Consider the following 23,143-nt stretch of genomic DNA (forward strand, 5'->3'; position numbering starts at 1 on the left):
ACACATCCGCCGGCAAGCCGGGCGCCGGCGTTCTACGCTGGAGTCTCCTTTCACCGAGTAAGGAGACTCGCCGTGAGCGACTTCCCTCCCAGCTGCCTTTCGCACATTTCCATCGGCACCAATGACTATCCCCGCGCCAAGGCGTTCTACGACGCCGTGCTGCCGGCCCTGGGCTGCCAGCCGATCATGGAACACCCCGGTGCCGTGGCTTATGGCCGCGTATTCCCCGAATTCTGGCTGCAGACACCCATCGACGGCCGCCCGGCCAGCGTGGGCAACGGCACGCATTTCGGCTTCATGGCCAATTCCCGCGAGGACGTGGACGCTTTCTACCGCGCCGCGATGGCCGCCGGCGCGACCGACGACGGCGCGCCCGGCCCGCGCCCGCAGTATGGCGCCCCTTACTACGGCTGCTTCGTTCGGGATCTGGACGGGCACAAGATCGAGGCGTCGTTCTGGGACATGGCTCTGGCAGGCGGCGGTTTCGACTCGCACTCACACTGAGCGTAGGAGCGGACTCCGTCCGCGATTGGCCAGCGGCGCGATGTGAAATCGATCGCGGACGAAGTCCGTTCCTACCGGAATAGTCCTCCGCAGAGCGCGGCCCGCTCCGCGCCCGGGCTGCGCGCCCCGTTCCGAAGGGAGAGGGAGCCGCCCGTGCCAGCTGACGCCTTGGTTTCAACCTGCACCATATGGCCCCTCTCCCTTCCGGGAGAGGGGAAATCCAAGGCACGGATTTATCAGAAGAAGACCGTTGCTCCTACCCACTGCTCAAGAACAGCGCTTGGGATGGAGAAAGAACTTCGACATCTCAATGCCCGGGCCTGAGCCCCGACATCTTCGGCACCAGCAGTTTCTCGAACAGACGCGGGAAGAAGCGCGCCAGTATGCGCGCCCGCCAGTTGACGTTGGACAGCACCAGCAGCCGCCGACGACGCAAGGCTCCCTGGTAGATCGCCTCGGCCACGTCGCGCGGCGAGGCCACTTCCGCGCCCAGCACCACGGCTGGCTGGCGAATCACCGAGCCGTCGCCCACCAGGGCGTTCTTGCGCAGGTCGGTGGCGGTAAAGCCCGGGCAGGCCAGCGTGATCGCCACGCCGGTGCCGTCCAGCTCCATGCGCAGCGTGTCGAACAGCCCGTGCAGCGCATGCTTGCTGGCGTTGTAGGCGCTGCGGTAGAGCAGCGGGGCGAAGCCGGTCAGCGAGCTGAGCACGACGATCTGCCCGTGCCGCGCCAGCAGGCTGGGCAGCGCCGCCTGGGTGCAGTGCAGCGCACCATAGAAGTTCACCGCCATCACCCGCCGGAACACCGCCAGCTCGGTCTCGATGAACAGGCTGCGGTGGGTGATGCCGGCGTTGTTCACCAGCACGTCGATGCCGCCGAAGCGCTCGACGGCAAGCGCCACTGCACGCTCCACCGCCTCAGCGTCGGCGATGTCGCAGCGCAGGCCGAGGGCCTCGACGTTCAGGTGCTCGCGCAGGTGCTGCACCAGGCTGTCCAGCGCCGCCTGGTCGAGGTCGAGGATCACCGGGTGCGCGCCGGCCTGGGCGAAGCGCAGCACCAGGGCGCGACCGATGCCGGAACAGCCGCCGCTGACCAGCACCACCTTGCGCCTGAAGGTCGAATGGGAGAAGCGTGGGCGGGGCATGGCAGTCTCCCGAAGCCCGCAGGGCGCGATGTTGACGTCTTGCGAACTACATCTCACAAGGTTTCAGGATAATTCCCACATCAAACACGGAGGTGAAATACAAAGTCGCAACCACTATCCTCTGGACCCAACAAGCATAGCCCCTGGTCACCCATGAGCCTCTCGCTTCGCCGCCGCCTACTTTTCGTGTTGTTGGTTGCCCTGCTGCTCGTCGTCACCGCTGCCGCCTGGCTGCTGGCCTGGCACCCCGCCGAGCGCGAGGCCGTCGTCGCCCAGTGCCGCACGCCCGCGCCGCAACTGCAGCCGGGGCAGGCGCTGAAGGTGATGACCTGGAACGTCCAGTACCTGGCCGGCAAGCGCTACATCTTCTGGGACGACCTGCCCGACACCACCGGCCCCGACGACAGCCCCAGCCCCGAGGACATCGCCTACAGCCTTGACGAAGTGGTGCGGGTGATCCGCGACGAAGCCCCGGACATCGTCCTGCTGCAGGAGGTCGACGACGGTGCCGCCGCCACCGGCAAGCAGGACCAGCAGGCGCTCATCGGCGATCGCCTGACCGACCTCTACCCCTGCTCCACCGCCGCCTTCGACTGGAAAGCGCGCTTCGATCCGAACCCTCACGTGTTCGGCAGCGCCGGGCGCAAGCTGGTGACCTTCAGTCGTTTCCAGATCACCGGCGGCGAGCGCATCGCCCTGCCGCAGCGCTCGTCCATTCCGCTGCTGCACCTGTTCGCCCCGCAGCCGGCGATGCTGCAAAGCGACCTGCCAATCCGCGGCGGTGGCCAGTTCAGCGTGATCAACACGCGGCTGGAGCGCCCCAACGGCGACGACACGCCGCAACGCCAGGTCGAGGCCGTCGAAGCCCACCTGAACACCTTGCAGGCTGCCGGCCGCCCCTGGCTGCTGGGCGGCGACCTCGGCCTGCTGCCGCTGGGCCAGTACCCCTACCTGCCAGAGGTGCTGCGCGCGCCCTACCGCGCCAACAGCGAACTGAACCTGCTGGCGGCGCGCTTCCCGGTGGTCCCGGCCGTCGAGGAATCCAGCGGCGCCGAGCAGGAGAAGTGGTACACCCACTTTCCCAACGACCCGCGCGTGCACAAGCCCGATCGCACCCTCGACTACCTGTTCCACAGTCCCAGCCTGAACCGCCTCGATGCCGGCGTGCGCAGCCACGACACCCTGCGCATCTCCAACCACCTGCCGCTGTCCGCACGCTTCCTGCTGCCCCACTGAGCGCTGCGGCACAAGGTCGCTGGCGGAAGCTGGACAGGAGCGACGTGGCGGTCGCATGCTCGGCCCGCTTCGAACAAAAACGATAACGAGCACTCGGGCCATCCATGCATTTGCGCCGTCTCGCCGGGCTGATCCTCGCCCTGTTCTGCCTTAACGCCCTCGCCGTCGACAGGCCCACGCTGGCCGACCGGCTGCCGCATCCGCTGCCCGCCTTGACCGTCGGCTACTATGAATTCCCGCCCTACACCTACACGGACCCGGACGGCGCCACCCGCGGCAGCGGCGCCGAGATGGTCCGGCGCATCCTGCTCAAGGCCGGCTACCGCGCCGACTTCCGCCCGCTGCCCAGCGCCCGCCTCTACCTGGGCCTGCAGGACGGCAGCGTGCAGCTATGGGCCGGCGCACCGGGCAAGCCGGAGCTGGTGGACAGCACGCTGGAATGCGAACGCGTGCTGGGGCACGTCGAACTGAACCTGTACCGCCTGGCCTCGCGCCCGTCGCCGCAGTTGCCCGAAGGGCTGACCGGAAGCCGGATGATCCTGATCAGCGGCTACAGCTACTGGCGGCCGATCACCGAAATGCTCGAAGACCCGAAGCTCCAGCTGGAAGTGCACCGCACCAGCACCCACGCCGCCGCCCTGCAGATGCTCGAACGCGGCCGCGGCGACTACCTGATCGACTACCAGACGCCGGTGGAACAGGCGCGCCGGGAGCTGAACATGGCGCCCCTGGCCTTCGACAACCTGTACAGCGTGCCGACCAAGCTCATCGTCTCCCGCCACGCCCCCAACGCCGAAGCCTTGCGCGCGCAGCTGGACCACGCCTACGACGAACTGGTGACGGCAGGCTACGAGATGACGTTGCCCTGACCGGGAAGACCGCTCTCGCGTGGGAGCGGACCCTGTCCGCGATCGGCTCCGCTTCGCAAAGAAACATCGCGGATGAATCCGCTCCTGCAAGAGCAGGAGCCCTTGCGCGAATTTCAGGTCCCGCGCGGCTTGGCCCGCGCCGTCGGCTCGGCGGTCAGGGGGTCATCCGGCCAATAGTGATTCGTACTGTGTTCAGAGAAATCATTGACACATCAATACAGCCAACAACCAACCATGAGCGTCTGCTGAGCTCGATCGGCTATATCCCGCCTGCGGAGGCTGAGGCAAACTTCCACCGGCAACAAGCAAGTCAGGCCATGGCGGCCTGACTTAAACGAAACGGCCTCCACGAAATCCGGTGCGATTCAATTTGCCATATCCCTCTCCCACTGCATGTCATTGAGTATCTCTCGCAAAACCACCGATTCAGCCTGCCCAAGATTCATAGGGCTGACCGGAGCCAACGTGATCAGCAAAATCCCCCTTACGGGAGACCCTGCTAGCCTTTAGGTGGGCTGGGATCATAGTCAGGAGCAACAGCATCTTTCGCTCGGATCTTCCCATTTACACCTTTGGTGGTGAGCTCTCCCCCTTGGTTCTTGAGCATTTCCCGAGCAGCTCGCTGCGCCTCCGCCGGAGTTTCATGCCCGGCTTGCGTCGTTACGTTTTTTCCCTAGGTACCATCCTCACGCCTTGATACCGTTCTGTCTTGGTCTTTGCTCAGAACTGCCTCCTACGCGATATGGCCAGTTAGTTATAGCCAATCAAGTACCAGGCTGCTTTCCATCTGCAGCAGCTAATGCCCGAGCTTTATCCGAATGGGCAGATCGATAGGTTATCCCAGCAGTCCAATTTCAAAAGCCCACCTTAAAAGTGTCTGGCAAAATAAATCAGGGAAGAGTTGCCCTTGCCTCCTTCATCTTCCTATAGTTTTCCCCATTACAAAGGCAACGAAACCATTGAGGCTTTATGAGCGACGGCTGGCTGGGCTTTTTGGGCGGGGTGCTAGCAGCACTGATCGGAGGTGTCATAGCGAGCATTGTTCAGCGTGTGAATGAGCATCGCAAAGAGAAGACTGCGGCAAGGCTATCCACATACTTCCTACTTCTAGAGCTGAGCCAGCAGTACTTCTGGGTGGCGTCGGCGGAGATCGGAGGTCGCCCTGCCCCGGATTCCGTGCTCAACACGTGCCACAAACTCGCATGGCAGATCGCAGATAAGCTACGGCAATTCGACGACGTTGAGCACGTAGAGGAAATTCTGACAATACTATTCAGCTCATCCTTACCTTCAGCGAATGAGCGAGCAAAAAGACTCGACGCACTGTTAAACAGCTATGGGAACTTAGTCAATCCAAGATATGCAAAAGCAATTCTTAAAATTAGCAACAACAACATCATAGACCAGATGAAACAGGGAACACTGAAATCTAACGCGCCCGGTGCTTGGCGCTTCCCAGTGATTGACAAATCACAAGAGAGCTGATTGCGATAAGCAGTCGGACTCTCGAGCTCTTTATAACTCCATTCATTATGCACCGAAAAGGAGGCGAAAATGGCAACGACCGTTTACTTCGATCAAACCATAAAAGATCAAGGCGGAAGAACAGAGATGGAGCTAGAAATTGGCCGATCCTCATTCTATCCAGAGGACAGCATCTACATAAAGGTTGATGGCAAGCTAGTTATCATGGATAGAGCCACAGCCGCAAAATTTGCAGAGGCAGTTAATTCCGTAGGTTTCTATCACGGCTTCTTGTGATTGGCCGCCTAAAGCTGGATGCGTCCCACTGTGGTATGATGGCAATGACCATAACCCCCACGCCTCGGGCGGGAACTTCCCGTACTGCGCACCAGGGGGTTTGTTTTTTCTTCTGATGCCCACTCCGTCGAAGCCGCCATAAGGCCCTATTCGAATTGTCAGTGAGTAGCGAATAGGGACGCATCTAAGGGCTCAAGATGCGTTTGGCTCATCAACTCGAGGCAGTGAGAATCTGATCGAACTCGGGCAGCAATATCCGGCGCTGCATCTTGGCTGTCAACGAGCGAGGCCGCAAAGCGTGATTCGCTTCGATGCCATCGATGAGGGCTGTCTGCCGAGCAGCGATTAGCGTCAGAAATGCATCCTTAGCCAGCAGTTGGGCCCCTGCAGCACGCGCGGGCCTTCCTTCAGATTCTGATCAAACTTCTTGTAGTACCGATGATAGAGCTGAGAAATCGCCGGTGATCGTAGAGCCTCGCCCTGCAGCACTATGGATAACTTCCAACCAAATACAGTAGCAGGAGTCAGTGGCAGGCAGGAGAGCAACATCTGCTCCAACTGCCTCCGTGGCTCCAGTTATCATCGACGCCTTGGACTTGTGCTCCACATTTGAGTAACTTACGCAACCGAGTGTGCGTGAGCCTCCCCGCTCTCTAAATCCAGATGAGGTCCGCGTAGCACCCCCTGTGGTCAGCTCGTAAAGGGCAAATAGCAGGACGATCAGGCAGCGGCTGATCTCTCATTTTCTTCGAAGTGAGCCCGCCTTTATCGGGACCATGCCTCACATATCGAGCTCTCGTGATGGGTCCCCTGCGCGCTGACGCTACTTCGGCGTCGTATAAACTCCACGCTTCCGCTCAATCTACTTTCGCGGTTTTGCGCGAGCTGTGGGTTCAGCTTGCATTGGATCGTCTGGCCACCAGTGTTTGGGGTAACGACCTTTAAGGTCTTTTTTCACATCGGCATACGTACTGCGCCAGAAGCTGGCCAGATCCTGCGTCACCTGCACCGGCCTCTGCGCGGGAGATAGCAGGTGCAGCTTTACCGCCAACCGGCCTCCCGCGATGCGCGGCGTATCGGCCAGGCCGAATAATTCCTGCAGGCGAACGGCGAGCACCGGCGGGAATTCACTGTAGTCGAGGCGAATGCTCGACCCCGACGGCACCTGCAGCGTGCGTGGTGCCAACTCCTCCAACTGTTGCGGTAGAGGCCAGGGCAACACCGCATGGAGAATCCCACTCAACTCCAGGCTGGCAAAGTGCGACAGTCGCGAGACCTTGCCGAGGTACGGCAGCAGCCAGTTCTTTAGGGACGCCAGCAGTGCGGTGTCGCTAACGTCCGGCCACTCGCTCTCTCCCCGTTCCTCTAAGTCCATCCGTCGCAGCAAGGTAATGCGCGCTTGCCATTGGCGTAACTCCGGTGTCCATGGCAGTAGTTCCAGGCCCTTGCGCCGCACCAGACCGAGCAGGGCGCGACTGCGAACCTCGGCGTCGAGATTAGGCAGCGCTTCAGTAGACAGCACCAACTCGCCGACCCTGCGCTGACGTTCAGCACGCAGCACGCCCTCGCGCTCATCCCACTCTACCTCGTCGTGGACGGTAACCTGCTCGGCTAGGATCGTTTCGAATAGCGCTGGATCTAGCGCGGCGGCCAGATAGATGCGCTCTTCCCGCTGCCCCTGTCGGCTGCCGAGATCGGCAACTACCAGCCAGGCTTCCTTCATCAGTGCATCCGGCTCACCGAACAACGCTGCGCGACCGCCGGCCAGGCGATACTCACCTCCGCCTTCTCTACGTTGCCGGGCCACGCGATCAGGATAAGCAAATGCTAAAAGTGCACCGAGCCAACGTGGATTTTCGGGATCCGGAACGGAGTCTTTCACAGAGCCCCGCAAGTAGCTTCGATACTGGCGAGATAGCTGACGGATGCGCAGCATCGTCCCTCGGCTTGCTCGACCTCCGGCCGACTCTCCTGCCAACAGTGCAGCGCGCACATGAAGATCAGCACCGGCTCCGCGAACGATGTCACGCTCCCCTAAAAGGGCCGCTATATCACAGGCCAAACTACTGAGGCCGAGAGTCTGGCCACGTAACAGCAAATGAGCGACTCGGGGGTGAACTGGTAACTCTGCCATGGCCTGGCCATGAGCGCTCAAAGCTCCACTGTCCGCCAGCGCACCAAGCCGACCAAGCAGTTCCATGGCCTGCGCATAAGCGGCAGAGGGCGGTGTATCTAGCCAAGCTAAATCATTGGGGCTCGCGCCCCATCGCTTTAACTGAAGAGCAAGCCCAGCAAGATCTGCCTGCAATATCTCGGGAGTTCCGTATGCCGGCAGCTGCTCATGCTGAGCTTCAGACCAAAGACGATAACAAACACCAGGTTCCAGTCGACCAGCCCGTCCAGCGCGCTGAGTAGCGGAAGCGCGGGAGATACGCTGGGTGTCCAAACGTGTCATCCCACTACCTGGATCGAATCGTGGGACTCTTGCTAAACCAGCGTCCACCACGATACGCACACCGTCGATTGTCAGACTGGTCTCCGCGATATTCGTAGCTAATACAATCTTCCGCTTACCTAATGGCGGAGATTCAATTGCAGCACGCTGCGCTGCAAGTTCCAGCTCACCATGAAGCGGGTAAATCACGAATTCATCACGACCGGACAACGACTCACTGAGCTGTTCTGCCACACGGCGAATCTCTGCTTGGCCAGGTAAAAAAACGAGGAGACTTCCGGCCTCATCAGCCAATGCCTGCAGCACTGTCTGGACGACTCGGGGCTCGACGAATTCTCCGCTTTGCCAAGGTCGCCCCCAGCGCACATCGACTGGGTACATGCGTCCACCGCTGCGAACAACCGGAGCACCGTTGAGCAACTTGGAAAGGCGCTCTCCCTCCAAAGTTGCAGACATCACGAGCAACTTAAGCGGTGTCTCTCGCAGGAGTTCACGACCATTAATTGTTAAGGCCAACGCCAGATCTGCGTCCAAACTACGCTCGTGGTACTCGTCCATGATGACTAGACCAACACCATCAAGCGCAGGATCGTCTTGCAAGCGCCTTACTAGAATCCCCTCTGTTACGACTTCGATTCGAGTTCTGGGACCGACCTTGGTGTCTAAGCGAATTCTATATCCAACAGTCTCGCCAACTTTCTCACCAAGCTCATCCGCTAGGCGTTCAGCCGCAGCTCGAGCTGCGAGACGCCTTGGCTCCAACATCAGGATTGTTTGGCCATCTAGCCAAGCTTCGTCCAGGAGTGCGACAGGCACACGAGTTGTCTTCCCTGCCCCGGGCGGGGCCTCCAGAACAACCTCGTCACGCTCAAACAACGCTCTTCTCAACGCAGGTATGACGGCATCAATTGGAAGGCTATTCATGGAGGACCTCAAGCTGGTCAATCAGGATATTCGGCAGGCAAGAAGATCAGCGCTAGAGGGAAGTGCTACGCGAATCTTGAGTACTCAACAGGAGCAGAGCAGCAGTAAGAACAACGACCTCGAGGCGAGCGACCCTGAAAGGGATGGCTGCATTTGCGGTAGTCAATCCTAGTGATATGTGTGAAATCGCTGCCTCCGTCAGTCAATGGAGCCAAGTTATGCAATTCAGCTGAGTCCGTAGAGTTATGTAGTAGCTTGGGATAGCGCCCCTTCAAATCCTTCTTCACTTGCGCATAGGTACTGCGCCAGAAGTTGGCCAGGTCCTGGGTCACCTGCACCGGACGTTGCGCCGGCGACAGCAGGTGCAGCTTCACCGCCACCCGTCCACCCGCGATCCGCGGGGTGTCGGCAAGGCCGAACAGCTCCTGCAGGCGAACGGCAAGCACCGGCGGAAACTCGCTGTAGTCCAGGCGTATGTTCGAGCCCGACGGCACCTGCAGCGTGCGCGGCGCCTGCTCGTCCAACCGTTGCGGCAACGGCCAGGGCAGCAGCGCGTGGAGAATCCCGCTCAGCTCCAGGTTGGCGAAGTGCGACAGCCGCGAAACCTTGCCCAGGTAGGGCAGCAACCAGTCGTCCAGCGAAGCCAGCAGTGCGGAGTCGCTGACATCCGGCCACTCGCTCTCGCCCTTGCCGTCCAGATCGAGCCGGCGCAGCAAGGCGATGCGCGCCTGCCACTGGCGCAATTCCGGCGTCCACGGCAGCAGCTCCAGGCCCTTGCGCCGCACCAGCCCGAGCAGCGCGCGGCTGCGGGCCTCGGCGTCCAGGTTGGGCAGCGCCTCGGTGGACAGCACCAGTTCGCCGACCTTGCGTTGGCGCTCGGCGCGCAGCACGCCCTCGCGCTCATCCCACTCCAGCTCGTCGTGGACGCTGACCTGTTCGGCCAGGATCGATTCGAACAGCGCCGGCTCCAGCGCCGCCGCCAGGTAGATGCGCTCCTCGCGCTGGCCCTGGCGGCTGCCGAGATCGGCGATCACCAGCCAGGCTTCCTTCATCAGCGCATCCGGCTCGCCGAACAGCGCGGCGCGGCCGTTGGCCAAGCGGTACTCGCCGCCGCCAGCGCGACGCTGGCGGGCGATGCGGTCCGGGTAGGCGAACGCCAGCAGGCCGCCCAGCCAGCGCGGGTGATCGGGGTCGGCCACCGATTCGCGGACCGGGCCACGCAGGTAGCCCTTGAACTGCCGCGCCAGCTGCCGAACGCGCTGCACCGCGCCCCGGCTGGCGCGCGGGCCGCTCTGCTCGCCGGCCAGCAAGGCGATGCGGTGATGCAGGTCGGCGTCGTTACCGCGCAGGATGTCGCGCTCACCGAGCAAAGCCGCCAGATCACAGGCCAACTGCCCCAGCCCCAACGCATGGCCACGCAGCAGCAAATGGGCGATACGCGGGTGCGCCGGTACTTCGGCCATGGCCTGGCCGTGGGGCGTGAGGCTGCCGCCACCGGCGCGGGAGGCCAGCGCGCCAAGGCGCTCCAGCAAGTCCTGCGCCTGGGCATAAGCGGCAGCGGGCGGCAGGTCGAGCCAGGCCAGCTCCTGCGGGGCGACGCCCCAGCGCGCCAGTTGCAGGGCGAGGCCAGCGAGGTCGGCCTGGAGGATTTCCGCCGCGCCATAGGCCGGCAACTGATCGTGCTGCGCCTCGGACCACAGGCGGTAGCAGGCGCCCGCCTCCAGTCGTCCGGCACGGCCGGCGCGCTGGGTGGCGGAGGCGCGGGAGATACGCTGGGTGTCCAGGCGGGTCATGCCACTGCCCGGATCGAATCGCGGCACCCGCGCCAGCCCGGCATCCACGACCACCCGCACGCCGTCGATGGTCAGGCTGGTCTCGGCAATGTTGGTCGCTAGCACGACCTTGCGCTTGCCCACCGGAGCGGGCTCGATGGCGGCGCGCTGGGCATCGAGGTCGAGTTCGCCGTGCAGCGGGCAGATGAGAACCTCGGGGCGACCGGCCAGTGCCTCGCCCAACTGTTCGGCGACGCGACGGATTTCCGCCTGGCCGGGGAGGAACACCAGCAGGCTGCCAGGCTCATCCGCCAGCGCCTGCTGCACTGTCTGCACCACGCGTGGCTCGATGAACTCACCGGCCTGCCACGGCCGGCCCCAGCGGATGTCCACCGGGAACATGCGGCCCTCGCTGCGCACCACCGGCGCGTCGCCCAGCAGTGCGGACAAGCGCTCGCCTTCCAGCGTGGCCGACATCACCAGCACCTTGAGCGGCGGCTCGTCGCGCAGCAGCGCCCGGCCATTGAGGGTCAGCGCCAACGCCAGGTCAGCGTCCAGGGACCGTTCGTGGAATTCGTCGAAGATCACCAGCCCCACACCTTCCAGCGCCGGGTCGTCCTGCAGGCGGCGGGCGAGGATGCCTTCAGTGACCACCTCGATGCGTGTCTTCGGTCCCACCCTGCTGTCCAGGCGGATGCGGTAGCCGACGGTCTCGCCGACCTTCTCGCCCAGTTCCGCGGCCAGTCTTTCGGCGGCGGCGCGGGCAGCCAGCCGGCGTGGCTCCAGCATCAGGATCGACTGCCCGTCCAGCCACGCCTCGCCCAGCAACGCCAGCGGCACGCGGGTAGTCTTGCCCGCGCCGGGCGGCGCTTCCAACACCACTTCGTGGCGCGCGGCCAGGGCCTGGCGCAGGGCGGGAAGGACGCTGTCGGTGGGAAGGGCGTTCATGCCGGCTCCTGGAACTCGAATTTCATGGGGCGGTAACCCGGAATACGCGGGGGGCGGCGATTATAGCGGGCGAACCGCGGTGCCAACTCAGCAGTCATAGAAGCAACGAGAACGCTGGCTAGTGCGAAACTGCCAGCAGCCGTTCAGGACTCGTTGTTATAGTTGTCCGCATCATCCTCCCGGAGGTTTTTTCATGCGTCTTGCCACCCGAGTGTCCTGTGCCGTTCTGAGCGCCGCCCTGTTCAGCCAGCTGACTGCCTGCGGCACCCTGTTCTACCCCGATCGCCGCGGCCAGATCGACGGCCGCATCGACCCGGCTGTCGCCGCCCTGGATGCCGTCGGCCTGTTGTTCTACGTCATCCCGGGCCTGATCGCCTTCGGCGTAGACTTCGCCACCGGCGCGATCTACCTGCCCGACGAGAAGTACTCGGTCGCACCGGAAAAGCTCAAGGATGCCGTGAGTGAAGACGGCAGCGTGGACAAGGCTAAACTCAAGGCGATCCTCGAGCGTGAAACCGGCCGCAGCCTGCCCCTGGACGACCCGCGTCTGATCCAGCGCAGCGGCAGCCTCCAACAACTCGCCAGCCTGGGCCTGCGCCCGGAGGCCTGATATGCACGGCGCTCTCGCTTCACACCTTCAGCAACTCCTGGCGTACCACCAGTGGGCCTACGAACGCATCCTGGAGGCCGTCGCGCCCCTGAATGAACAGGCCTACCGCGCACCGCGCGGGCTGTTCTTCGGCAGCCTGCACGGCACCCTCAACCACCTCGCGGTGGTCGATCGCATCTGGTTCGCCCGTGTGCAGCGAGAGCCCTGGCAGTTCGAACGACTCGATGCCGAGGCCGCGCCGGATCGCGCCAGCCTCGCCGAATTCCTCAACGACGGTGTCGGCGCCTGGCGCCTGTGGCTGAGCAAGCAGAGCGACGCCACCCTCGGCACCCAGCTGGACTACCGCAACATGGCCGGGCAGGAACACCGCCAGAGCCTGGCGAACATCGTCCAGCACCTGGTCAACCACGGCACCCACCACCGCGGGCAGATGAGCGCCGCGCTCACCGCGCTGGGCCAGAAGGCGCCGCTGCTGGACTACATCTACTTCCTGCCCGACCGCCTGGACACCTGATGCTCAAGCACGCCAGCCATGCCCACCTGATGCGGCTGGCGACCTTTGCGTCGCTCGGCGTCGCCACCACCCTGATCGTCGCCAAGGCCATCGCCTGGTGGCTCAGCGGCTCGGTCAGCCTGCTGGCCGGCCTCACGGACTCGCTGCTCGACGGCGCCGCCTCCTTCCTCAACCTGCTGGCGGTGCACTACGCCATCCGCCCGGCGGACGACGACCACCGCTACGGCCACGGCAAGGCCGAGTCGCTGTCGGGGCTGGCCCAGGCATTGTTCATCGCGGTCAGTGCCGTGCTGGTCGGCATCCAGGCCATCGACCGCCTGCAACACCCCGAGCCCGTGGAAGCCGTGGGCTGGGGCGTCGCGGTGATGGTCCTGTCGCTGGCGCTCACCGCCGGCCTGCTGCTGGTGCAGGGCCATGTGGTGAAGATCACCGGCTCCAACGCCATCCGCGCCGACTCCCTGCACTATCGCTCCGATCTTCTGCTCAACAGCAGCATCCTGGTCGCCCTGCTGCTGGCGCAGTTCGGCTGGCAACAGATGGACGCCATCTTCGGCCTGGGCATCGCCCTGTACATTCTGTGGAGTTCCTTCCAGATCGCCCGCGAATCCGTCGCGGTGCTGATGGATGAAGAGCTGCCGCCGGACGTCAGCACGCGCATGCTCGAACTGGTGCGCGAGGTTCCCGGCGTGCTGGGCGCCCATGACCTGCGCACAAGGATTTCCGGCACCCACTGGTTCGTCCAGCTACACCTGGAACTGCCCGGCGAGCTGTCGCTGTCCAAGGCGCATCACCTGTGTGACGAAGCCGTGCTGGCGATCCACAGGGAATTCCCCCGGGCCGAGGTGCTGGTACACGCCGACCCGCAGGAAGTGGTGGGAAAAGAGACCATCAGTTGACGCTGTAGCCACGCCCGCTCAGGCAGGCGCCCAGGGCGCGGCGGTAGTTTTCGGCGACGTAGGCCGGCGGCGCGTAGTTCGCCGAGGCCGGGTCGAAGCCGCTCTGCTGCAGCGCCCAGCCATGGCATTCATAGCGATCGCGGGCCTGCTGGTCCTGCCCCTGGCCGTACAGCGGATAGGCGATCACGTCGTAGGGCGACTGCGCCACTGCCACGGCCTGCGGCTGGGGCGGTGCCACCACTTCATAATCCTGTGAACCGGCCTGCCACATGTAATAGGTGCCGGCGGCGAGGAAATAGCCAATGCTGCCGATCCAGACCTGCTCGGCGTAGGACGGCAGGTAGCGCACCCGCGCCCCGTAAGGCGGGGTCACCACCACATAGCGCGAGCCGTAGGGGCGATACCAGTAGCCGTCATTGAAGTAGTAGTCGCTACCGCGATAGGGCACGCGGTAATGCCCGCTCGGCATGCTGTCCGTCACGTACCCCGGCCGCCAGTAGGACGGATGCGGCCCCCAATTGCCGTGGGAGGGCGGCGGGCGACCTTGCCAGCCGCCCGGCGGAGGACGGGTACCCCCTTGCCAACCGGCGCCGCCGTGGTCGTGATCCTGCCACTGCGAAGTGGTACCGCCGCCAATGGGACGGCCCTGCCACTGGCGTCCGTTGTCGCCGGAAGGGCGCGGGGCGGGCTGATGATTGTCATCGGCGGAAGGGTGACCTTGCCACGGCCCGCCATCGTTACCCTGCGGGCGCCCCTGCCATTGCCCACCATTATTGCCCTGGGGACGACCCTGCCATTGCCCACCGTTATTGCCCTGGGGACGACCCTGCCATTGCCCACCGTTGTTGCCCTGCGGACGACCCTGCCATTGCCCACCGTTATTACCCTGGGGACGACCCTGCCATTGCCCACCGTTGTTGCCCTGCGGACGGCTCTGCGACTGTCCGCCGGGGTTCTGCGGCGGGTGTGGCTGCCAGTTGCCCATGGGGCGCGACGGCCCCTGGCGGGTCATCGGTGATTGCCCGGCATTGGCGGACGGATGGCCCTGCCCCTGCATATCGGGCCCATCGGCCGCCAGCGCCTGGACCGCAACGGCCAGCGAAAGCACAGCGAACCAGGCGAACCGCCCGAAGCCCGACTTCATGGAATCCTCACTTCGGCAACAGCCGAAACCAGTGATGTGACAATGCCATAGACCACGACACAGCGCCCGCATTGCAAGGCGCTGGGTAAAGTCAGGGTAAAGATGGGGGACAGATCGCGGGCAAGAAAAAAGGGAGGCTCGTCAGCCTCCCTTTGTGGAATCTCGTCCTGCTCGTCGCTGTTGGCGCCGGCTCACCTCGCTCCGCCTTCTGGGCAGTGCGTAGCCCGGTGGCCGGCGCGATCCTGTGGGGTCGGCAAGCCGCGAAGCGCCTGATTGGGCGGATCGCAGGGGGACGTGATGTCCGGGCTGTGAATCTGGAAGAAATAGTAAAGCGACAGATCGGGGAAATGATTGCTAAGATTGCTCATACAGGCACCACCTGAGCAACAATTTCCCAAAAATTACGCCACAAGCGCAATTGAATCGAAACACGAGGCTTTCATGGACAAGTTGGACCGCTACGACCTGCGAATTCTTGCCGAACTGCAACGCGATGCGCGCATCTCCAATCAGGAGCTGGCCGAACGTATCGGCCTGTCGCCCTCCCCTTGCTCACGGCGGGTCAAGCAGCTCGAGGACGACGGCTACATCGTCCGCCAGGTCGCCCTGCTGGACAGCAAGAAGCTCGGCCTGAGCCTCACCGCCTTCGTACTGATCGGCATGGACCGCCACACGCCGGAGCGTTTCGAGCACTTCCAGCAGATCATCGGCAAATGCCCCGAAGTGCTGGAATGCAGCCTGGTGACGGGTATGGACGCGGACTATCAGCTCAAGGTGATGGTGCCGGACATGGAACACTACCAGCACTTCCTGCTCGGCACCCTGACCCGCATCGAGGGCGTGACCAGCGTGCGCTCGAGCTTCGTGCTGCGCAATGTGATGGCCAGTACCGAGCTGCCGCTGGATCACCTGCGGGCTTGATCGGCTTTCTGCGGGAGCGAGCTTGCTCGCGAACGTGGCCTCCTGGCACGCCGGTGCCGTGCGGTTCGCGAGCAAGCTCGCTCCTACAACCTGCGCCCCTGCGACACAGCGGCGCACCCTGCCTCCCGCCGAACGAAATCGATACCGCAGATTTCCCCGCCAGCCGTGCCTCGGCGCGAACTTTTGCGGCATTGCGCCCGCCGCGCAGGAGGAACTGTTCAATTCATGAACGGCTCTGAACGACAGATCGCCGCATGCGTATAATGCGCGCCTTCTTCACCACCACCGCGTCCCGGCGTCCCTCGGACACCCTCCGCACCGGGCAGGAGCTGTAATGAACGAAAGTTTCGAAGACTGGATGATGTATGGCCTGGTGACCGGCCTGATCCTGTTCATGGCCTTCATCGTCTGGGACCTCGCCAAGAAGTCCAAGGCCGGCCGCATGGGCACCATGGTGCTGTTCTTCGCACTGGGCCTGGGCGTGCTCGGCTTCCTGATCAAGTCCGTGGTCGTCGCCGGGCTCGAAGGCGGCTTCTGACCCACGCCCCACCCCGAGCCTCAGAGTTCGGGGCTGACTTCCCGCCACTGTCCCGGTTGCAGCCCATCCAGCTGCCATGGCCCGATGCGCACGCGCACCAGGCGCAGCGTGGGCAGGCCGACCGCTGCCGTCATCCGCCGCACCTGGCGGTTGCGCCCCTCGCGGATCACCAGCTCCAGCCAGGCCGTGGGGATCGACTTGCGGAAGCGCACCGGCGGATCGCGCTCCCATAGCTGCGGCTCCTCCAGCCGCCGGGCCTCGGCCGGCAGGGTCGGGCCGTCATTGAGCTGCACGCCCTTGCGCAGCTGCTCGAGCTGCTCGTCGCTCGGCTCACCCTCTACCTGTACCCAATAGGTCTTCGGCAGCTTGTGCTTCGGATCGGCGATGCGCGCCTGCAGGCGGCCATCGTTGGTCAGCAGCAAAAGGCCCTCGCTGTCGCGGTCCAGGCGGCCGGCCGGGTAGATGCCCGGCACATCGACGAAATCCTTCAGCGTCGCGCGTCCCTCGCTGTCGTTGAACTGCGTCAGCACGTCGAACGGCTTGTTCAGCAGGATCAGCTTCGGTTGCGCTGGCGGCGCCTTGGCCACGCGGCGAGGCGCGGGACGGCTGGCGGGGCGGCGATTGCTGGGGCGCGGAGGACGGGGCATGGCGAAAAGACTGGTAACCGAGGTTGGGGGTACGGCGAATGCCCGGCATGCTAGGTTGTGCCGAGTACTCATCGCAAGAGCGCGCACGAGCATGCCCAAGAGCCACCCCACCTGGCTGATCACCCTGCAGAACCTCAGCGGCCGCCTCGGCGCCCGCTATCGCGGCCCGCAGACGGCGCATTTCGACGGCATCCGCTTCCACAACCTCGACCGCCGACCGCACCATGGCCTGCGCGCCTTCCTCAAATGGCAGCGCGAACGCGGCCGCCAGCAGGAATGGATCGCCCAGCCCGGCCGCGATGCGCGCCCGGAAACTCCGGCGCGCGTCGAGGGCGATGAACTGCGCGTCACCTACATCAACCACGCCACCCTGCTGATCCAGCACCGTGGCCTGAACATCCTCACCGACCCGCTCTGGTGCGAGCGCACCAGCCCGTTCAGCTTCGTCGGGCCCAAGCGCGTGCATCCGCCGGGCCTGGCGCTGGACGAGCTGCCGGCGATCAACCTGATCCTGGTCAGCCACAACCACTACGACCACCTGGATATCCACAGCCTGCGCGAGCTGGCGCGGCGCTTCCCGTCGGCGAAGGTAGTGACGGGACTGGGCAACGGCGAGCTGATCCGCGCCTGCGGCTTCACCGATATCGCCGAGCTGGACTGGTGGCAGAGCCTGCCGCTGCCCGAGGGCATGCTGCTCAGCGGCGTGCCGGCGCAGCACTGGTCGGCGCGCTCGCGGCGCGACACCAACCGCACGCTGTGGATGGGTTTCGTGCTGCACTCGCCGGATGGCCCGCTGCTGTTTCCCGGCGATACCGGGCTGGGCGAAGAGTTCGGCCTGATATACGAGCGCTTCGGCCCCATGCGCTTCGCCGCCCTGCCCATCGGCGCCTACGAACCGCGCTGGTTCATGCGCCACCACCACATGAACCCGGATGACGCCGTGCAGGCACACCAGCACCTGGACTCGCAGTGCAGCATGGCGATCCATTTCGGCACCTTCCGCCTGAGCGACGAAGGCCAGTTCACGCCGGTCAGCGACCTGGCGGCAGCGTTGCAGAAACGAGGCGTGGCGGCGGAGCGTTTCCGCGCGCCGAAGCCGGGGGAACAATGGCTGGTTCCACCGATGCCGGATGCCTCTTTGTAGGTGCGAGCTATCGCGGACAGCGTCCGCTCCTACGGTCGGCACCGGGGTTGGAACGGACTCTGTCCGCGATCGGCCGGCGCTCGCGCCGATGCTTCAAAAGATCGCGAGCAGGCTCACTCCTACGAAGAGCAGTCTCAGTTCTCCCGCACCCGCTTGCTGCAGCAGTTGCGATAACGCTTTCCGCTGTTGCACGGACACGGCTTGTCGCCGCGGCCGCCCAGTTCCAGCCAGCTTTCCAGGCGCTGACGCATGGATTCACGGACTTCCCGGCGCTCGTCGTCCAACTGCGGTTTGCTCAGCTCGCGGCTGAGCCAGAGGTAGTCTTCCAGCAGCTCGTCACGCTCCAGCGCGTGCAGCTGTTCGGCCAGTGGCACGCCTTCGTAACGGCGCTTCGGGTCAGGCAGGAAGGCGATGGCCTCCCCGCCCGGCAACACGTTCCACAGGCGGCCCTGGGCGTCGCGCCAGCAGGCGCTGAAACGGCCGCGCAGCGCCAGGCCCGGCCACTCTTCCAGGCACCAGCCATCCACCCGCTCACCGCCCAGTCCTTCCACCGCCTTGCCTACGGAGAACCAGGGTTCGCCGGCGATGCTGTCGGGCAGAGGGAGCGGCGCGGCAACTTCGGGCGTGCCGTTTTCCACCAGTCGGCGGGCGAAACGGCGCAGCGGGTTGGTGAGGTGAGAAGGAGCGCGAAACGGCATGGGATCACCAGCGGAAAAGGTCGGCGAAGGTCCGACCGGAGGGACGCGCCACGGTTCCCCGTAGCGCGGCGGACGAGCCTTCCAGGCCCACCTCGGGTAGCGTCAACGCGCTCGGTTCAATAGCTGCGAGTGGAGATGGGCTTGGCCTCGACACCCAGCTCGCGCAGTAGATCGTCGAGCAAGGCGGAGGCTCCGAAACGCAGGTGCTCGGGCGTTATCCAGGCCGAGCCGAAACGCTCCTCCACCAGCGCCCGGTATTGCAGTGCATCGGCCAGGCTGCGCAGCCCACCGGACACCTTCAGCCCGACCTTGCCGCCCGCCTCCTCGATACATTCGAGCATCACCTTCACAGCTTCGGGCGTCGCGTGCGTGGCCGCCTTGCCGGTGCTGGTCTTGAGGAAGTCCGCACCGCCGGCAATGGCTTCGCGGCAGGCCGTGCGGATCAGCTCCGGATCCGCCAGCTCGCCGGTTTCCAGGATGACTTTCAGGCGATGGTAGGGACCACAGAGTGTCTTGCAGGTGCGGATCAGCTCCTCCGCAGCGGTGGCCTCGCCCGCCTTGAGCTTGCGCCAGGGATAGACCAGATCGATCTCGTCGGCCCCCTCGGCGAGGGTCTTGCGCACCTCCTCCGCCACATCCGCCAGCGGCGCATTCCCGGCGGGGAAGTTGCACACGCTGGCGACCTTCACCGAGCGCCCGCCCAGGGTGTTGAGCGTACGCCGGGCAACGTGCACCAGCTTCGGCCACACGCACACCGCCGCCACTTCGCCGTAAGGCGTCAGGGAACGGCGGCAGAGGTCCACGGTGCTTTGCAGGTCATCGCCGGCATTCAGCGAGGTCAGGTCCAGCAGGGCGAGCACACGGCCCGCCGGGGTCTTGCGAGGATCGGTCATCGGCAACGCTCTCCTTCGGCTTTCTTCAGCCCCGCCTGCGCGGGCAACAAATCACCAGCACGCCATCAAGGCCGTAGGGGCGCATAACCTGGAACAGGTTATCCGCCGCAACCACCACGGCGGATAACGCTGGCGCGTCATGCGCCCTACACGGCAGCCGGGGGCAACCACCATCGCCCCGGCAGGCGCTCCGCGCCCTGTCGCAGATCAGCGGAACGGCGGCTCGTCGAAGCTGCGCAGCTTGCGCGAGTGCAGCGAGTTGAGCTGGGTGCGCAGCAGGTCCACGGCGGCAACGCCAATGGACAGGTGCTGGCTCACCGCGCGCTGGTAGAAGGCCGTGGCGGCGCCGGGCAGCTTGATCTCGCTGTGCAGCGGCTTGTCCGACACGCACAGCAGCGTGCCGTAAGGCACCCGCAGACGGTAGCCCTGTGCGGCGATGGTGCCGCTTTCCATATCCACCGCAATCGCCCGCGCCAGGTTGATCAGCGGGCGCTCCTGGGCCCAGTGCAGCTCCCAGTTGCGGTCATCGTAAGTCAGCACGGTGCCGGTGCGCAGGCGACGCTTGAGCTGGTCGCCGCGCTCGCCGGTCACCAGCGCGGCGGCCTCCTGCAGTGCCAGCTGCACCTCGGCCAGCGCCGGGATCGGGATGTGCGGCGGCAGCACGCGGTCGAGGATGCCGTCGCGGCGCATGTAGGCGTGGGCCAGCACGTAGTCGCCGATGGTCTGCGACTGCCGCAGGCCGCCGCAGTGGCCGACCATCAGCCAGCAGTGCGGACGCAGCACGGCGAGGTGGTCGGTGATGTTCTTCGCGTTGGACGGGCCGACGCCGATGTTCACCAGGGTCACGCCGTCGCCGTCTTCGGCGATCAGGTGGTAGGCCGGCATCTGGAAGCGGTGCCACTCGACGCTGGCGACGATGGCGTTCGCTTCCCCCTCGTCGGTGCCGCGCTCGATGATCACGTTGCCCGGCAGCACCATGCGCACGAAGCGCGGGTCGTCGCGCAGGCGCTCCAGGCCCAGGTGGATGAACTGGTCGACGTAGCGGTGGTAGTTGGTCAGCAGAATCCACGGCTGCACATGGCGCCAGTCACTGCCGGTGTAATGCACCATGCGGCGCAGGGAGAAGTCGGTACGCGCGGCGTCGAACAGCGCCAGCGGCATCGGGTCGGCGTTCTCCCATTCGTACAGGCCGTCGGCCACGCCGTCGGAGGTGGCCGACAGGTCGGTACTGGGGAACACCCGCGCCAGTTCGGCGGCCGTCACGCCGGAACCCCCCAGCTCGTCGCCGCTTTCCACCACATAAGGGTAAGGAATGTTCTGCTGGCTGACGCCGACTTCCACGCGCACGGTGAAGTCCTCCATCAGCGGGCGCAGCTGTTCCAGCAGGTATTTGCGGAAGGCCTTGGGCTGGGTGATGGTCACCGCGTAGGTGCCGGGTACCTGGACCTTGGCGTAGGCGCGGGTGGTGGACGGCACTTCACCCTGGCACAGGTAGGTCACCCGCAGCAGCGGGTAGCGGAATTGTTCGCGCTGCTGCGCGTCGGGGACTTCGCGGTCCTTCAGGTACCGCTTCAGCGCCTGGTTCAGGGCGCCGGTGGCACGCTCGTGGAGCACGGCCAGCTGGTCGACGGCCTCTTCGGCGGTCTGCGCGACGAAGAACTCGTCGCCAGTCGTAAGACTCATGGTGGGCATCCTGTCTGAACGATCAGCTCCATCTTGCCTGCTTCCGTCACAGAAAGGGATGACAGATTCCCGGTTGGCAGGACGAGCGGAAGGGTTGAAGAAAGCCTATGACAGAATCCGTGCCTGCGAGTGCGGATGACAGCCCGAATTACCGGCCGACCTTCCGTTTTCGTATATCGCGTGTCGGGGCGTCCCAAGCTGCCGGAGGCGCCTTGTTTATCGAGGCGTCGCGGCTAGATTGGCCGCGCTGCGGTCAATCCCGCAGCCGGGTTTGACGGCCTGATTCTGCAGACGCGAATGCGTCCCTGGACGCATGCGAAGGTGAGAAACACCTTGGCAAGCCTCGCTGTACTCGCGATTTATCGTCGTGACAGTCAATGGCAAATCGCGCAGGGAGGCCTTTGGCGTTGTGGCCTGCCGGGTACTGTAGACCGGTCCGTCAACCCTGCGCGGTTTGCCGCCCTTCGATTGACGGCGATGGGCAGCGGCTGCTCCCAATCATTTGAGGAGTTTTGCCATGAACAACGAAGTTCATATCTCTACAGTGTTTATGCGTCACCAAAGATCGCTTCGCGCCCTGATGATAGAGGACCAACCCTGGTTCTCTGTCCGTGATCTGGGCGTACTGATCGGCCACGACGCCGAGCAGTATGCCGCCCACCGTCTCGATCCCGACCTGCGGCAGAAAGTCCGCCTGCAGACCCAGACAGGCGAGGAAGACGCCTGGATAGTCAGCGAGGGCGGCTTCTTCTTCCTGCTGACGCGCTACCGCCACCCGGAAAACCGCAGCCTGCGCCAGTGGATCACCCAGGAAGTCATCCCCGCCCTGCGCGGCCCCACCCTCCCCGTCCAGCACCCGCGCCGCTCCCTGCTGCGCTGGGAAAACCGCGACATCGCCCTGCTGGAATGGAACGACCAGCTCTGGGTGCGCTACAGCGACGTGCCGCAACTGCTCCAGCCCAAGGCGGAACCGGCTCCACGCACCGGCTGGCGGCATCCACTGCGCTGGATCACTGGCGCCTGAGCGGCAAGGAACGTAGGGCGCATAACCTGGAACAGGTTATCCGCCGGAACCTCCACGGCGGATAACGCTGACGCGTTATTCGCCCTACCGGACCGAGTACACGTCGCCCCTGAGGAACCCGAAATCATGTCACTACGCGATCCCACCGACGATATAACGCAATACGCATTACGCATTGCGTTATACGCGCACCATGATACCGTATCTCCATGATCACGTCGTTTGCATGCAAACACACGCAAGCGCTGTTCGAAGGAGCCTGTCCGAAAGCCTTCAGAGCCTTTCAGGCTCAGGCGGAACGGAAGCTACAAATGCTGGACGCCGCGGCGACGCTGGACTTCCTCAGGTCGCCGCCGGGCAATCGATTGGAAGCCCTGCAGGGCAACCGCACAGGCCAGTACAGCATCCGGATCAACGGGCAATGGCGAATCTGCTTTCGCTGGCTCGATGGCAACGTGCACGACGTCGAGATTGGACTACCACTGAAGGTAAACAGGCATGACACAAAACCGCATGCGCCCGGTCCATCCGGGTGAAATCCTCCGCGAGGAGTATCTGCTGCCGCTGGAGATGTCAGCCAACGCCTTGGCCACGGCACTGAGGGTTCCCGCGACGCGAATCCACGAGATCGTCAACGAGCGCCGCAGCATCACGGCGGATACCGCACTTCGACTGGCGCGTTACTTCGGCGGCGACGCGCAGTCCTGGGTCAACCTGCAGACGGCCTTCGATCTACGCGTCGCGGAGTTGGAGTCAGGGCAGCAGATCATCGACGAGATCAAACCAAGGGCGGCATAGCACCGCCCTGGGCCTAGCGT

Annotated in this window: 21 protein-coding genes and 2 pseudogenes; 14 read left to right on the forward strand and 9 right to left on the reverse strand. The window is 64.3% G+C overall.

All coding sequences use genetic code 11. The annotated features are described in order from the left end of the window. Positions 1-72 precede the first annotated feature (72 nt). Positions 73-504 (forward strand): VOC family protein, encoded by a 432-nt coding sequence (locus tag MJ122_RS17615; RefSeq protein WP_239744977.1) that lies wholly within the window; start codon positions 73-75, stop codon positions 502-504. A gap of 307 nt (positions 505-811) precedes the next feature. On the opposite strand, the gene MJ122_RS17620 is transcribed toward MJ122_RS17615, so the two are convergent. Then, positions 812-1,648, reverse strand: coding sequence for an SDR family oxidoreductase (locus tag MJ122_RS17620; protein ID WP_239744980.1), 837 nt, complete (start codon positions 1,646-1,648; stop codon positions 812-814). Between the two features lie 153 nt (positions 1,649-1,801). On the opposite strand from MJ122_RS17620, the gene MJ122_RS17625 reads away from it, so the two are divergent. Both MJ122_RS17625 and MJ122_RS17630 read left to right on the forward strand, forming a co-directional pair. After that, positions 1,802-2,884 (forward strand): endonuclease/exonuclease/phosphatase family protein, encoded by a 1,083-nt coding sequence (locus MJ122_RS17625; protein ID WP_239744987.1) that lies wholly within the window; start codon positions 1,802-1,804, stop codon positions 2,882-2,884. A 104-nt stretch (positions 2,885-2,988) separates the two neighbouring features. Then, entirely contained in the window at positions 2,989-3,753 is a 765-nt protein-coding gene (locus MJ122_RS17630) for a transporter substrate-binding domain-containing protein (protein ID WP_239744991.1), read from the forward strand. Positions 3,754-4,252: 499 nt separating this feature from the next. On the opposite strand, the pseudogene MJ122_RS17635 reads toward MJ122_RS17630, so the two are convergent. Next, a pseudogene (locus MJ122_RS17635) lies at positions 4,253-4,399 on the reverse strand (DUF2188 domain-containing protein); the annotation flags it as partial. Positions 4,400-4,722: 323 nt separating this feature from the next. Here MJ122_RS17635 and MJ122_RS17640 point away from each other — a divergent pair. Together MJ122_RS17640 and MJ122_RS17645 are read left to right on the forward strand one after the other, a co-directional pair. Continuing rightward, positions 4,723-5,238 carry a hypothetical protein gene (locus MJ122_RS17640; protein ID WP_239744994.1) on the forward strand — a complete coding sequence of 172 codons (516 nt, stop codon included), beginning with the start codon at positions 4,723-4,725 and terminating at the stop codon, positions 5,236-5,238. A gap of 69 nt (positions 5,239-5,307) precedes the next feature. After that, positions 5,308-5,514, forward strand: a complete 207-nt coding sequence (locus MJ122_RS17645; RefSeq protein ID WP_239744996.1) for a hypothetical protein — start codon at positions 5,308-5,310, stop codon at positions 5,512-5,514. 862 nt (positions 5,515-6,376) lie between these two features. Here MJ122_RS17645 and hrpB (MJ122_RS17650) read toward each other — a convergent pair. Next, the gene (hrpB, locus tag MJ122_RS17650; protein WP_239744998.1) at positions 6,377-8,893 is read right to left on the reverse strand and encodes an ATP-dependent helicase HrpB; all 2,517 of its coding nucleotides are present in this window, start codon (positions 8,891-8,893) and stop codon (positions 6,377-6,379) included. A 254-nt stretch (positions 8,894-9,147) separates the two neighbouring features. Beyond that, positions 9,148-11,613 (reverse strand): annotated as a pseudogene (hrpB, locus tag MJ122_RS17655) (ATP-dependent helicase HrpB); the annotation flags it as partial. Positions 11,614-11,806: 193 nt separating this feature from the next. On the opposite strand from hrpB (MJ122_RS17655), the gene MJ122_RS17660 reads away from it, so the two are divergent. Genes MJ122_RS17660 through MJ122_RS17670 form a run of 3 tightly spaced genes read left to right on the forward strand, consistent with a single transcriptional unit; the run spans position 11,807 to position 13,633 of the window. Continuing rightward, complete coding sequence (locus MJ122_RS17660) at positions 11,807-12,223, forward strand: polyribonucleotide nucleotidyltransferase (polynucleotide phosphorylase) (protein ID WP_017521766.1); 417 nt, start codon at positions 11,807-11,809, stop codon at positions 12,221-12,223. Between the two features lies 1 nt (position 12,224). Further along, positions 12,225-12,737: a DinB family protein gene (locus MJ122_RS17665; RefSeq protein WP_239744999.1), complete on the forward strand. Its 513-nt coding sequence runs from the start codon at positions 12,225-12,227 to the stop codon at positions 12,735-12,737. Then, on the forward strand, positions 12,737-13,633 hold the full coding sequence (locus MJ122_RS17670; RefSeq protein WP_088421378.1) for a cation diffusion facilitator family transporter: 897 nt from the start codon (positions 12,737-12,739) through the stop codon (positions 13,631-13,633). The genes MJ122_RS17665 and MJ122_RS17670 overlap by 1 nt, the downstream gene beginning before the upstream one ends. Here the strand turns inward: MJ122_RS17670 and MJ122_RS30060 are convergent. Further along, positions 13,626-14,777 (reverse strand): DUF6515 family protein, encoded by a 1,152-nt coding sequence (locus MJ122_RS30060; protein ID WP_275590728.1) that lies wholly within the window; start codon positions 14,775-14,777, stop codon positions 13,626-13,628. The genes MJ122_RS17670 and MJ122_RS30060 overlap by 8 nt on opposite strands. Positions 14,778-15,218: 441 nt before the next feature. On the opposite strand from MJ122_RS30060, the gene MJ122_RS17685 reads away from it, so the two are divergent. Both MJ122_RS17685 and MJ122_RS17690 read left to right on the forward strand, forming a co-directional pair. Next, complete coding sequence (locus tag MJ122_RS17685) at positions 15,219-15,698, forward strand: Lrp/AsnC family transcriptional regulator (RefSeq protein WP_088421381.1); 480 nt, start codon at positions 15,219-15,221, stop codon at positions 15,696-15,698. A gap of 334 nt (positions 15,699-16,032) precedes the next feature. After that, a complete protein-coding gene (locus MJ122_RS17690) occupies positions 16,033-16,236 on the forward strand; it encodes a DUF2788 domain-containing protein (protein WP_015475469.1) in 204 nt (67 codons plus the stop codon). Between the two features lie 20 nt (positions 16,237-16,256). Here the strand turns inward: MJ122_RS17690 and MJ122_RS17695 are convergent, their stop codons facing one another. Continuing rightward, positions 16,257-16,823, reverse strand: a complete 567-nt coding sequence (locus tag MJ122_RS17695) for a pseudouridine synthase (protein ID WP_172419292.1) — start codon at positions 16,821-16,823, stop codon at positions 16,257-16,259. 151 nt (positions 16,824-16,974) lie between these two features. On the opposite strand from MJ122_RS17695, the gene MJ122_RS17700 reads away from it, so the two are divergent. After that, positions 16,975-18,027, forward strand: coding sequence for an MBL fold metallo-hydrolase (locus MJ122_RS17700; RefSeq protein ID WP_239745000.1), 1,053 nt, complete (start codon positions 16,975-16,977; stop codon positions 18,025-18,027). Between the two features lie 134 nt (positions 18,028-18,161). On the opposite strand, the gene MJ122_RS17705 is transcribed toward MJ122_RS17700, so the two are convergent. From MJ122_RS17705 to amn, 3 genes are all read right to left on the reverse strand, one after another. Next, the gene (locus MJ122_RS17705) at positions 18,162-18,725 is read right to left on the reverse strand and encodes a hypothetical protein (protein ID WP_088421384.1); all 564 of its coding nucleotides are present in this window, start codon (positions 18,723-18,725) and stop codon (positions 18,162-18,164) included. 116 nt (positions 18,726-18,841) lie between these two features. Continuing rightward, positions 18,842-19,618 (reverse strand): deoxyribose-phosphate aldolase, encoded by a 777-nt coding sequence (gene deoC / locus MJ122_RS17710; RefSeq protein WP_239745001.1) that lies wholly within the window; start codon positions 19,616-19,618, stop codon positions 18,842-18,844. Between the two features lie 207 nt (positions 19,619-19,825). Next, entirely contained in the window at positions 19,826-21,301 is a 1,476-nt protein-coding gene (amn, locus tag MJ122_RS17715) for an AMP nucleosidase (RefSeq protein ID WP_088421386.1), read from the reverse strand. A gap of 580 nt (positions 21,302-21,881) precedes the next feature. On the opposite strand from amn, the gene MJ122_RS17720 reads away from it, so the two are divergent. The 3 genes from MJ122_RS17720 (at position 21,882) to MJ122_RS17730 (ending at position 23,123) form a co-directional block, all read left to right on the forward strand. Next, complete coding sequence (locus tag MJ122_RS17720; RefSeq protein ID WP_239745002.1) at positions 21,882-22,325, forward strand: Bro-N domain-containing protein; 444 nt, start codon at positions 21,882-21,884, stop codon at positions 22,323-22,325. Positions 22,326-22,534: 209 nt separating this feature from the next. Beyond that, positions 22,535-22,861, forward strand: coding sequence for a type II toxin-antitoxin system RelE/ParE family toxin (locus tag MJ122_RS17725; protein ID WP_239745004.1), 327 nt, complete (start codon positions 22,535-22,537; stop codon positions 22,859-22,861). Then, a complete protein-coding gene (locus MJ122_RS17730; protein ID WP_239745006.1) occupies positions 22,824-23,123 on the forward strand; it encodes a HigA family addiction module antitoxin in 300 nt (99 codons plus the stop codon). The genes MJ122_RS17725 and MJ122_RS17730 overlap by 38 nt, the downstream gene beginning before the upstream one ends. The last annotated feature ends 20 nt before the right edge of the window (positions 23,124-23,143 follow it).

Source organism: Pseudomonas sp. DP-17, from assembly GCF_022380625.1.
Taxonomy (GTDB): Bacteria; Pseudomonadota; Gammaproteobacteria; order Pseudomonadales; family Pseudomonadaceae; genus Pseudomonas; species Pseudomonas nitroreducens_A.

Bases quoted from the DNA above. Each gene is read 5' to 3' on its own strand.
- MJ122_RS17620 (WP_239744980.1), bottom strand. From the start codon at position 1,648: ATGCCCCGCCCACGCTTCTCCCATTCGACCTTCAGGCGCAAGGTGGTG.
- MJ122_RS17625 (WP_239744987.1), top strand. From the start codon at position 1,802: ATGAGCCTCTCGCTTCGCCGCCGCCTACTTTTCGTGTTGTTGGTTGCC.
- MJ122_RS17630 (WP_239744991.1), top strand. From the start codon at position 2,989: ATGCATTTGCGCCGTCTCGCCGGGCTGATCCTCGCCCTGTTCTGCCTT.
- MJ122_RS17640 (WP_239744994.1), top strand. From the start codon at position 4,723: ATGAGCGACGGCTGGCTGGGCTTTTTGGGCGGGGTGCTAGCAGCACTG.
- MJ122_RS17645 (WP_239744996.1), top strand. From the start codon at position 5,308: ATGGCAACGACCGTTTACTTCGATCAAACCATAAAAGATCAAGGCGGA.
- hrpB (WP_239744998.1), bottom strand. From the start codon at position 8,893: ATGAATAGCCTTCCAATTGATGCCGTCATACCTGCGTTGAGAAGAGCG.
- MJ122_RS17660 (WP_017521766.1), top strand. From the start codon at position 11,807: ATGCGTCTTGCCACCCGAGTGTCCTGTGCCGTTCTGAGCGCCGCCCTG.
- MJ122_RS17665 (WP_239744999.1), top strand. From the start codon at position 12,225: ATGCACGGCGCTCTCGCTTCACACCTTCAGCAACTCCTGGCGTACCAC.
- MJ122_RS17670 (WP_088421378.1), top strand. From the start codon at position 12,737: ATGCTCAAGCACGCCAGCCATGCCCACCTGATGCGGCTGGCGACCTTT.
- MJ122_RS30060 (WP_275590728.1), bottom strand. From the start codon at position 14,777: ATGAAGTCGGGCTTCGGGCGGTTCGCCTGGTTCGCTGTGCTTTCGCTG.
- MJ122_RS17685 (WP_088421381.1), top strand. From the start codon at position 15,219: ATGGACAAGTTGGACCGCTACGACCTGCGAATTCTTGCCGAACTGCAA.
- MJ122_RS17690 (WP_015475469.1), top strand. From the start codon at position 16,033: ATGAACGAAAGTTTCGAAGACTGGATGATGTATGGCCTGGTGACCGGC.
- MJ122_RS17700 (WP_239745000.1), top strand. From the start codon at position 16,975: ATGCCCAAGAGCCACCCCACCTGGCTGATCACCCTGCAGAACCTCAGC.
- MJ122_RS17705 (WP_088421384.1), bottom strand. From the start codon at position 18,725: ATGCCGTTTCGCGCTCCTTCTCACCTCACCAACCCGCTGCGCCGTTTC.
- deoC (WP_239745001.1), bottom strand. From the start codon at position 19,618: ATGACCGATCCTCGCAAGACCCCGGCGGGCCGTGTGCTCGCCCTGCTG.
- amn (WP_088421386.1), bottom strand. From the start codon at position 21,301: ATGAGTCTTACGACTGGCGACGAGTTCTTCGTCGCGCAGACCGCCGAA.
- MJ122_RS17720 (WP_239745002.1), top strand. From the start codon at position 21,882: ATGATAGAGGACCAACCCTGGTTCTCTGTCCGTGATCTGGGCGTACTG.
- MJ122_RS17725 (WP_239745004.1), top strand. From the start codon at position 22,535: ATGATCACGTCGTTTGCATGCAAACACACGCAAGCGCTGTTCGAAGGA.
- MJ122_RS17730 (WP_239745006.1), top strand. From the start codon at position 22,824: ATGACACAAAACCGCATGCGCCCGGTCCATCCGGGTGAAATCCTCCGC.